Raw genomic sequence first — 8772 nt, 5'->3', positions numbered from 1 at the left:
AATTTGCTCTGAAACCGGAAAGAAAGCATTCGGGCGCTCATAGCGTGCGAATGCTTTTGGAGAATTAAATGCCTTTGAACCCTGATATCGCCGCATTCCTGCAACTGGTCGGTAACGGCCGTGCCAGTGGCAAACGTGTTGGCATGCATGAGCTGAGCCCGGCAGAAGCCCGCGAGCAATTTGATCGGTCGTCACTGTTGATGGATGCCGGCGGCGAAGACTTGCAAGTGGTGGATGAACTGCAATTACCCGTGCGCGATGGTACGCGCCTGAACGCACGGATCTACAGCAATCAGCCCTTGTATGCAGGTGCCGGACGTCCGGCGCTGTTGTATTTCCACGGCGGGGGTTATGTGGTCGGCAGCCTCGATTCCCATGATTCGCTTTGCCGGGCATTGGCGTCGATGGCCGATTGTGTGGTGCTGTCGGTGGCTTATCGGTTGGCGCCGCAGTTTCGCTTTCCAACGGCGGCCGATGATGCCCGGGATGCCTGGGATTGGCTGGTGGTCAGTGCCGAGGATATGGGCATCGACGCCTCGCGCCTGGCGATAGCCGGTGACAGTGTCGGCGGCAGCCTGGCCACGGTACTCGCCGCGCAACTGGCGGGCGCCGCCGTGCAGCCGCGCTTGCAGGTGCTGATTTATCCGGTCACGGATGCCAGTCGCAGCACGCCGTCGATCGAGCGTTTTGGCGAAGGGCATTTGCTGGAGAAAGATTCGCTGCACTGGTTCTACGAGCACTATCAGCGTGATGTCAGCGATCGTCTCGATCCTCGGTTTTCGCCGTTGCTGGCGCAGGTCAACGCCAATGTCGCGCCGGTGCTGTTGGTGCTGGCCGAGTGTGATCCGTTGCACGACGAGGGCGTGGCGTATGCGCGTCATTTGCAGGCGGCGGGGGTTGAGGTGCAATTGAAGGTTTATGAGGGCATGACCCACGACTTCATGCGCATGGGCGCGATTATCGATGAGGCTCAAGAGGCGCAGCAGCATATTGCTGAGCGTTTGGTCGAGGTGTTTGCTGTGGCATGACGGGATGGGTGAATATCCGTTGCTTTGGGCAACCCTGAGCAGGCGTTGCCGCGGCAACGGATATGCTCACAAACCTCAAGCTCAAATCCGCGGAAAAACCAAATCAAAAGATCGCAGCCCTCGACAGCTCCTACACTGATTGCTATGGCTTGCCCTTCAAGCCTCAGACAACCACCACTGAAGGAGTCTGTCCCATGCCTGTTACTTCTGAAAGCACCTGTGACTGTCCTAAATGCAACTGCAAGCTCGGCGAACATCCGATTGCGCGCCACGGCAAGCACTACTGCTGCGAAGGCTGTGCCAAGCACCACGAACATGGTGAGGCGTGTTCAAGCAAGGGCTGTAAATGCGCACACGGCTAACGACCGCTCACAAAAAGTGGAGCCTAATCAGGCTCCACTTGCAGTTTCAGGCTGTCGTCATCCAGCCGTTCGGTATGCCGCACTGTGCCTTGCAATCGTCGGCCTTCAACCCTGACCACCACGGTTTTCGCTTGGTCAAGGCTGTCGGGGAGCGGCGCTGACACGCGCAGGGCGAAGCTGAACGGGTCGTCTTCGACAGCTTCCAGCCCCACCTGACAATCGACACTTTTGGTGATACGACCGAACAGTGTGTCCAGGCCGTAATCCAGATGCGCCGGACTGCTGATGGTGCTCATGGTGCATTCCCCCCCGATTTTTTCCAATCGCCAGGCAAAGCCTAGCTCGCCGGTCGCCACATGACGTTTTCCACGCCGAATTTTTCCGCCATCGGTTTGCTGGTCTTCTGCACCTTTTCGCGACCGAAGCGCGGAATTCGACCCACTCCCGCGTCGCAGCTCGCCCAGTGCCACGCCTCGGCGTTGTCCATTTTGTCCGAGCGGATAATGAACGACTTGGGCGTGCCGTGAAGGGTGTAATCGATGACAAACAGTTTTGCGTTGTTCATAAAGCCCGTAATCCTCCCTGTGGTAATAGAAGGATCGCGGCGCGAGCGGAAAATTCACTCGGATTGTCGGACGGTATCTATCCATGGCGACGCGGTGGCGCACTGGTTACCATGACGGCTTCACCAACCCCCAATGAATGCTCGCCATGGCCCTCGCTGCGCCCCCCGATCTCAGTGACACCGATGTCCCCGTGCAGCCGCTGGCGCGTACATATCCGCGTGGTTTGTATATCGAGCCGCATGAGCATGTCTGGGGGCAGTTGTTGTATGCGATGAGCGGGGTGATGTGGGTTGAAACCCCGCACGAGGCGCTGGTGGTGCCGCCGCAGCGGGCGGTGTGGTTGCCGCCCGGGGTACCGCACGGGATTCGCGTGGTGTCGGATTTGCAGATGCGCAATATCTACTGGCGTCCGGCGCTCGCGGCGACACTGGATGAGACGGTGCAGGTGATCGAGGTCGGCGGGTTGCTGCGTGAGTTGATCGTCGGGCTGGTGGAGCAAGGCGACAGTGGTGAGCCGGCCTACTACGAGGCGATGGTCGGTCTGGCCTTGCTGGAGCTCAAACGCGCCAGGCGTTCGCCGTTGAAGATCCCGTTGCCGGACGATTCCGACCGGCGCTTGATGAATGTGTGTCAGGCGGTGATGGCCGCACCGTCGCTGGAGATTTCTTTCGAACAGCACGCGGAACACGCCGGGGCCAGCGTGCGGACATTGGCGCGGTTGTTCAAGGACAGCCTGGGCATGGGCTTCGCCGAATGGCGGCGGCAAGTGCAACTGGCGACGGCGGTGGCGCAGTTGATCCAAGGCGTTGCCGTGAGCGCCATCGCCCGTGAGCTGGGCTATTCGCCGAGCAGTTTCAGCGACATGTTCCGCCGGGAGCTGGGTGTTCCCCCTTCACAATTCACGGCAGACTGAACGCAGATCCTGTGGGAGCGGGCAAGCCCGCCACAGGGACTGTCGGCGTACTTCAGGCATTTGGCCGATAATCAGAAGTCCTTGGCCGGTAGCGATCAAGTCCTTTCCCTAGACTCTGCCCATTCCCTTTACGCGGCGGAGTTTTCTCCATGAACTACCTGATTTCGCTGGGCATCGGCCTTGGTGTCGGCCTGCTCTACGGTGCGCTGGATTTCCGTTCTCCAGCCCCACCGGCCATTGCGCTGGTTGGCTTGCTGGGCATGCTCGCGGGTGAGCAGTTGTGGCCGATGGGCCGGCAACTGGTGGCCGGTTGGTTGTCCTGAAATCCCTCTTTCTTATTCGGTGGATGTGTCCATGAAAGCACTGCAATTCGATCAAACCGGCGACTTGTCTTCCCTGCGCTACGTTGAAGTGCCGACCCCGGTGCCCGGCGATGATGAAGTATTGGTCGAGATCAAGGCCGCCGGCCTGAACCCCAGCGACGTGAAAAACGTCCTCGGGCGTTTTCCCTACACCACGCTGCCACGCATTCCCGGGCGGGATTTTGCCGGGGTTGTGGTCCAAGGCCCGCAGGCGTTGATCGGTCAGGAAGTCTGGGGCACCGGGCGTGAGCTGGGGTTTTTCGCCGATGGCTCCCATGCGCAATTCGTCAAACTCCCGATCAAGGGCGTTGCGCATAAACCGTCGCACCTGAGTTTCGCCCAGGCTGCCAGCCTCGGCGTGCCGTACACCACGGCGTGGGATGCGCTGGAGCGCAGTCTGGTTACCGCCGAAACCCGTTTGCTGGTGATCGGCGGCGGTGCGGTGGCCACGGCAGCGTTGGCGTTGGCCAACGTTCGCGGCGCGCAGTTGTTGGCAGCGGCGCGGCGGCCGGAGCAGGTCAAGGACTTGCAAGCGCAGGGCTACCAGACGCTGCAATTGGATAAACCTGAAGACCTCGGTGCGCAGGTCAACGCGGTGTATACCGGCGGTGCCGATGTGATCTTTGACACCACGGGTTTCTGGTTGCCGGCCTCCGTTGCGGCACTCGCGCCGTTCGGCCGCATCGCCATCATCGCCGCGCCGACCGACGGCCATGTGCAGTTGCCAGCATTGGCGCTGTATCGCAAGGGCGGTTCGGTGGTCGGCATCAACTCGCTGCTGTACGGCGTTGAAGCGTGCGCGGCCATGTTGGAACAATTCGGGCGCCTCTTCGATGAAGACTTGCTGCCGTTGCCCCAAGGGCTGGTGGAAGCGCCGCTGGCCGAAGGCCTGGCGCGGTATACCGAGGTCAATCAGGGCCGTGGTGACAAGGTCATCCTGATTCCCTGATTCCCTGATTCCCTGATACACCACAACGCAAAACGGTGGGCGGGCTTGCTCGCGAATACGGTGTGTCAGGCAATAGAAATATCGACTGATACGACGCTTTCGCGAGCAAGCCCGCTCCCACCGTTTGTATTGCGTGGGGTTCAGGATTGCGGGACGCCGTTTTCCCAGGCAGACCAGTGCTTGAGGATGTCTTGCACCAGCGGATTGCCGGCGCGGTAGAGGTTTTCGAGTGCCGGGACAAAACCGCCCTGATCGGCGTATTTGAGCAAATTGTCCACTTCACTGCCGCCCGGGGCCGGGCGGTCGAAGTCGGAGCCGGCGCGCACCACGGCCAGGCGCTGCACGTCGACCAGACCTTCGCGGCTGGCACGCAGCAGCGCTTCATAGGTCGAGTTGTCTTCCTGTTGCGTCGTGCAGTATTCGCCTTTGTTGTCGGTCAACAGTTTGGTCCAGACCTCGGCCCGTTCGCTCAGGCGCGTGCCGGAGAACCAGGTGTTGCCTGCCAGTGTGTCGCAGCGAGTGACGACTGGCGGCTGATTGGCCGGGGCGGTGGGGTATTTCAGGCGCCACGCGGCGGATTCCTTGCTCTCGCTCAGTGCCACGTCGTGGCTCAGCGCGAAGGCTTTGGCCTGCAATGTCGGGTTGAGTTCGAAGACTTCGGTCTTGTAGTCCAGCGGCGGTTTTTCGTTCGGGCCCCGGGTGTTGATGCCCAGATAACCGGTCGGCCAGCTCGACGGTGCGTCGCGTGAATCCAGCTCCCACTGCGTGCCGAACTCCACCAGGTAATGCGCCCACGCGGCGGTGCCGAGGGTACCGTGTTTGGGGCTGATCCCGGCAATGCCGGCGATCAGGAAATAGCTTTTGCGCAGGTCGAATTTCGGCGACAAGGCCAGTGCCAGGGTCGACGCGGCAGCGTTGGTCTGGCCCATGCCGGTGGTCAACAGGCACACCTGCTGCGTGTTGCAGCGGATGGTCGGGTATTCGGCGGACAGGCCCGGCACGCGGATTTGCTGCTTGAGCTCCAAGCGATCAATCCAGTGCTGTGCCTCGGGGGCGAACATGGTGATCAGGACAACCTTGGGCTGGATCGGCGCTTCGACAGCCCACGCCGTGGAAGAGAGCAGGGTGGCTGCGGCCAGTGAAACTCGCATCATTGCTTGCATGAACATCTCCTGGATTCAGAACTGATAACCGATGCCGGCGTAGTAACCCCAGCCGTTGGAACGGGCGCGGAAATTACCGTCGCCGAAGTTCAACTCACTGCCGTCCTCCCAGTTGCCGCCGTTGTGGAAATAACGCCCCACCAGCGTGAAGCGCAAATGCGTGAACGAGTACAACAAGACATTGGTCGCCACCGTGGCGTTGGCGGTGCGTGCCGGATTGTCCTTGTGCATGTCGGAGCCGAAGTCGAAGTTGGTAAAGCCGATATAGGTCAGCGAGGCGCCGTTGCTGTAACTGTCGATGGGGATGATGTACTTGAGTTGGGCGCGGTAGCCGTCCCAGGAATACTCATTGCTCGCACCGTAGTTTTCCCACTGGTAACGCCCATACAGGTTGGCCGACAGATTGACCCGCGAATGGGTGTCGATGTCGGTGCCGAAGCCGCTGTAGAGGGTGTTGGCGCGGTTCTCTTTGCGGCTGCCGTGGTCGTATATCCAGTCGAACGCTACGTACCATTCCTTGAACGGGCCGATGGCCAGGCTGCGGCCGGCGAGGTAGTCGATGGAGATGCGCGGTTCGTGCTCCATGAACACCGGCGAACCGTGGTCCCACACGCCTTTGTCATGGCTGTTGCCGATGTTGAAAATCTTTGGCACATCAATGTAGCCGTACAGCTCGAACGGGCCTTTGCGTCCGAAATACTCGTATTCCAGGTAGATATCGTCGGCCGGTTGAGGGCCGAAGCTGATGTCCTTGCTGCCGATCAGGGTCAGGTCCTGGTTATACCAATCCGACAGGTACGCCCCTTTTTTCGGCGGGCTGGCTTCGGGGCTGAGGGTTTCGCCTTGGGCGGACTCTTCGGCTGGCGTCGATTGTGCCAGAGCACTTTGGCTGAGAAGTCCGGTAACGCCGGCCAGTAGCAAGGAAACAGCAATCGTGCGCGAAAATGGGGCGCGAAGAAGCGAGGCGCTGTGCATTCAAAGTCCTTTTTTACGGATCAAGGCCCGGGTCTGCGGGCCTGTAAGGTTTTGTGACGAAAATGCCGGGATTGAGGGCTCGCAAACGTTTGCATAAGCCGTACCAATTCTTTCTTGTACGTTGAAAATCCTCAGTGGGTGCGCGCTTGCCCTGCCTGCAGACTGGCTTGCGCAGGCGCACGCATTCCAAATATAGGGGCGGGCTTGCTCGCGATGGGCTCCTGCGATTCACCGCACAAATCCGCCATCCCACGCTCTGCTAGAATCCGCCCCATTCCCTGCCAGAGACTTCCCCATGAGCGAGCCGATTCGTTTGACCCAATACAGCCATGGCGCCGGTTGCGGCTGCAAGATTTCCCCGCAGGTGCTGGAGGTGATCCTGGCCGGCAGCGGCGCGCAGAACCTCGACCCGAAACTGTGGGTCGGCAACGCCTCGCGTGATGACGCGGCGGTGTATGAGATCGATGCCGAGCGCGGTGTGGTGTCGACCACTGACTTTTTCATGCCGATTGTCGATGACCCGTTCGACTTCGGCCGCATTGCCGCCACCAACGCGATCAGCGACATCTATGCGATGGGCGGTGATCCGCTGATGGCGATTGCGATCCTCGGCTGGCCGGTCAATGTGCTGGCGCCGGAAGTGGCGCGGGAAGTGATTCGTGGCGGCCGTGCAGTGTGCGACGAGGCGCGGATTACGCTGGCGGGCGGGCATTCGATCGATGCGCCGGAGCCGATCTTCGGTCTGGCGGTCACCGGTCTTGTCGAAAAGCGCCACATGAAACGCAATGACACCGCCACGGCCGGCTGCCTGCTGTACCTGACCAAACCGCTGGGCATCGGCATCCTCACCACCGCTGAAAAGAAGGGCAAGTTGCGCGCCGCCGATGTCGGTGTGGCCCGCGACTGGATGTGCACTTTGAACAAACCCGGCAGCCGTTTCGGCAAACTCGCCGGTGTCACCGCGATGACCGACGTCACGGGGTTCGGCCTGCTCGGGCATCTGGTGGAAATGGCTGATGGCAGCCAGCTCACGGCGCGCATCGCCTATGACCGTGTGCCACGCCTGGACAGCATCGAGTATTACCTCGATCAGGGCTGTGTGCCCGGCGGCACGTTGCGCAACTTCGACAGCTATTCGAGCAAGGTCGGCCGCGTGCAGGAACTGCACAAGCGTGTGCTGTGCGACCCGCAAACCAGCGGGGGCCTGCTGATTGCCGTAACGCCTGAAGGCAATGACGAGTTCCTCGCCGTCGCCGCCGAACTGGGCCTGAACCTTGCGCCAATCGGCGAACTGGTTGAGCGACAGACCACCGCAGTCGAGGTGATTTGATGCTCCGCGACTGCACCGATTACCGCGACATTTTCCTCAACGACCGACCGCTGATGGACGCCCGCGCGCCGATTGAATTTGCCCACGGCGCGTTCCCCGGTGTGGTCAATCTGCCGCTGATGAACGACATCGAGCGGCAGAGAATCGGCACTTGCTACAAACAGCAGGGTCAGCAAGCGGCCATCGAACTGGGCCATCAACTGGTGTCCGGTGCGGTGAAGGCCGAGCGCATTCAGGCCTGGGCCGACTTCGCCCGGGCCCATCCTGATGGTTATCTCTATTGTTTTCGAGGAGGCTTGCGTTCGCAGATCACCCAGCAGTGGTTGCGTGACGAGGCCGGCATCGACTATCCACGCGTCGGTGGTGGCTACAAGGCGATGCGCGGTTTTCTGATCAACACCCTTGAGCAAGCCATCGCGCAATGTGATTTCGTCTTGCTGGGCGGCATGACCGGCACGGGTAAAACCGAAGTGCTGGTGCAGTTGCGCAATGGGCTGGACCTGGAAGGATACGCCAACCATCGCGGCTCCAGTTTTGGTAAACGTGCCACCGGGCAGCCGTCGAATATCGATTTTGAAAACCGTCTGTCAATCGACATCCTCAAGAAGCGCGAGACTGGCATCGAGCAGTTTGTGCTGGAGGACGAAAGCCGGGTGGTCGGCAGTTGTGCGTTGCCGCTGCCGCTGTATCAAGGCATGCAGCAGTACCCGATGGTCTGGCTGGAAGACAGTTTTGAGGATCGTGTCGAGCGGATTCTGCGTGACTATGTGGTGGACCTGTCGGCTGAATTTTCGGCGGTGCATGGCGAAGATGGATTCGTGCTGTTTTCGCAGCGGCTGCTGGAAAGCCTGAACAACGTGCAGAAGCGTTTGGGGGGCGAACGTCATCAACGCATGTTGACGCTGATGGAAGAGGCGCTGGCCGAGCAGGCCCGCAGTGGCGCGGTGGATCTGCATCGCGGCTGGATCGAGGGGCTGCTGCGTGAGTATTACGACCCGATGTATGTGTTTCAGCGGGAGAAGAAGGGCGGGCGGATCGAGTTTGCCGGGGAGCGGGCGGCGGTTCTTGAGTATCTGCGTGAGCGGGTGAGTCAGAAAAATTGATGTTGGTTTGAATGGCCTCTT

11 protein-coding genes are annotated in these 8772 nt (G+C 60.5%); 7 read left to right on the top strand and 4 right to left on the bottom strand.

Annotated features, from left to right (window positions below):
* The first annotated feature begins 68 nt into the window (after positions 1-68).
* Both AACY11_RS02440 and AACY11_RS02435 read left to right on the top strand, forming a co-directional pair.
* The gene (locus AACY11_RS02440) at positions 69-1028 is read left to right on the top strand and encodes an alpha/beta hydrolase (protein ID WP_339431908.1); all 960 of its coding nucleotides are present in this window, start codon (positions 69-71) and stop codon (positions 1026-1028) included.
* A gap of 194 nt (positions 1029-1222) precedes the next feature.
* A complete protein-coding gene (locus AACY11_RS02435) occupies positions 1223-1390 on the top strand; it encodes a metallothionein (protein ID WP_221733310.1) in 168 nt (55 codons plus the stop codon).
* A gap of 23 nt (positions 1391-1413) precedes the next feature.
* Here AACY11_RS02435 and AACY11_RS02430 read toward each other — a convergent pair whose 3' ends face one another.
* Both AACY11_RS02430 and AACY11_RS02425 read right to left on the bottom strand, forming a co-directional pair.
* Positions 1414-1686 (bottom strand): hypothetical protein, encoded by a 273-nt coding sequence (locus tag AACY11_RS02430; RefSeq protein ID WP_221734423.1) that lies wholly within the window; start codon positions 1684-1686, stop codon positions 1414-1416.
* Between the two features lie 41 nt (positions 1687-1727).
* Positions 1728-1955 (bottom strand): DUF6555 family protein, encoded by a 228-nt coding sequence (locus AACY11_RS02425; protein ID WP_221734424.1) that lies wholly within the window; start codon positions 1953-1955, stop codon positions 1728-1730.
* A gap of 137 nt (positions 1956-2092) precedes the next feature.
* Between AACY11_RS02425 and AACY11_RS02420 the strand changes: the two genes are divergently transcribed.
* The 3 genes from AACY11_RS02420 (at position 2093) to AACY11_RS02410 (ending at position 4180) form a co-directional block, all read left to right on the top strand.
* Positions 2093-2869, top strand: a complete 777-nt coding sequence (locus AACY11_RS02420; protein ID WP_339493801.1) for an AraC family transcriptional regulator — start codon at positions 2093-2095, stop codon at positions 2867-2869.
* 149 nt (positions 2870-3018) lie between these two features.
* Entirely contained in the window at positions 3019-3192 is a 174-nt protein-coding gene (locus AACY11_RS02415; RefSeq protein WP_095138741.1) for a DUF1427 family protein, read from the top strand.
* A 31-nt stretch (positions 3193-3223) separates the two neighbouring features.
* Positions 3224-4180, top strand: a complete 957-nt coding sequence (locus AACY11_RS02410; protein WP_339464945.1) for a quinone oxidoreductase family protein — start codon at positions 3224-3226, stop codon at positions 4178-4180.
* A 140-nt stretch (positions 4181-4320) separates the two neighbouring features.
* Here AACY11_RS02410 and AACY11_RS02405 read toward each other — a convergent pair whose 3' ends face one another.
* Positions 4321-5343, bottom strand: coding sequence for a purine-nucleoside phosphorylase (locus tag AACY11_RS02405; protein ID WP_339431913.1), 1023 nt, complete (start codon positions 5341-5343; stop codon positions 4321-4323).
* A gap of 15 nt (positions 5344-5358) precedes the next feature.
* The gene (locus AACY11_RS02400; protein WP_339493799.1) at positions 5359-6318 is read right to left on the bottom strand and encodes a nucleoside-specific channel-forming protein Tsx; all 960 of its coding nucleotides are present in this window, start codon (positions 6316-6318) and stop codon (positions 5359-5361) included.
* Between the two features lie 295 nt (positions 6319-6613).
* On the opposite strand from AACY11_RS02400, the gene selD reads away from it, so the two are divergent.
* Entirely contained in the window at positions 6614-7648 is a 1035-nt protein-coding gene (selD, locus tag AACY11_RS02395) for a selenide, water dikinase SelD (RefSeq protein WP_339493798.1), read from the top strand.
* Complete coding sequence (gene mnmH, locus AACY11_RS02390; RefSeq protein ID WP_339493797.1) at positions 7648-8751, top strand: tRNA 2-selenouridine(34) synthase MnmH; 1104 nt, start codon at positions 7648-7650, stop codon at positions 8749-8751. Before selD ends, mnmH begins: the two co-directional genes overlap by 1 nt.
* Positions 8752-8772: the final 21 nt, after the last annotated feature.

Origin of the sequence: Pseudomonas sp. RA_105y_Pfl2_P56, from assembly GCF_963970845.1 — a bacterium.
In the GTDB taxonomy this organism is placed as follows: domain Bacteria; phylum Pseudomonadota; class Gammaproteobacteria; order Pseudomonadales; family Pseudomonadaceae; genus Aquipseudomonas; species Aquipseudomonas baetica_A.
This window is presented reverse-complemented; position numbering and strand designations above follow the sequence as displayed.

Excerpts from the sequence above, each read along its gene's own strand:
- mnmH (WP_339493797.1), top strand. The coding sequence starts at position 7,648 with ATGCTCCGCGACTGCACCGATTACCGCGACATTTTCCTCAACGACCGA.
- AACY11_RS02440 (WP_339431908.1), top strand. The coding sequence starts at position 69 with ATGCCTTTGAACCCTGATATCGCCGCATTCCTGCAACTGGTCGGTAAC.
- AACY11_RS02400 (WP_339493799.1), bottom strand. The coding sequence starts at position 6,318 with ATGCACAGCGCCTCGCTTCTTCGCGCCCCATTTTCGCGCACGATTGCT.
- AACY11_RS02435 (WP_221733310.1), top strand. The coding sequence starts at position 1,223 with ATGCCTGTTACTTCTGAAAGCACCTGTGACTGTCCTAAATGCAACTGC.
- selD (WP_339493798.1), top strand. The coding sequence starts at position 6,614 with ATGAGCGAGCCGATTCGTTTGACCCAATACAGCCATGGCGCCGGTTGC.
- AACY11_RS02415 (WP_095138741.1), top strand. The coding sequence starts at position 3,019 with ATGAACTACCTGATTTCGCTGGGCATCGGCCTTGGTGTCGGCCTGCTC.
- AACY11_RS02405 (WP_339431913.1), bottom strand. The coding sequence starts at position 5,343 with ATGCAAGCAATGATGCGAGTTTCACTGGCCGCAGCCACCCTGCTCTCT.
- AACY11_RS02410 (WP_339464945.1), top strand. The coding sequence starts at position 3,224 with ATGAAAGCACTGCAATTCGATCAAACCGGCGACTTGTCTTCCCTGCGC.
- AACY11_RS02425 (WP_221734424.1), bottom strand. The coding sequence starts at position 1,955 with ATGAACAACGCAAAACTGTTTGTCATCGATTACACCCTTCACGGCACG.
- AACY11_RS02430 (WP_221734423.1), bottom strand. The coding sequence starts at position 1,686 with ATGAGCACCATCAGCAGTCCGGCGCATCTGGATTACGGCCTGGACACA.
- AACY11_RS02420 (WP_339493801.1), top strand. The coding sequence starts at position 2,093 with ATGCTCGCCATGGCCCTCGCTGCGCCCCCCGATCTCAGTGACACCGAT.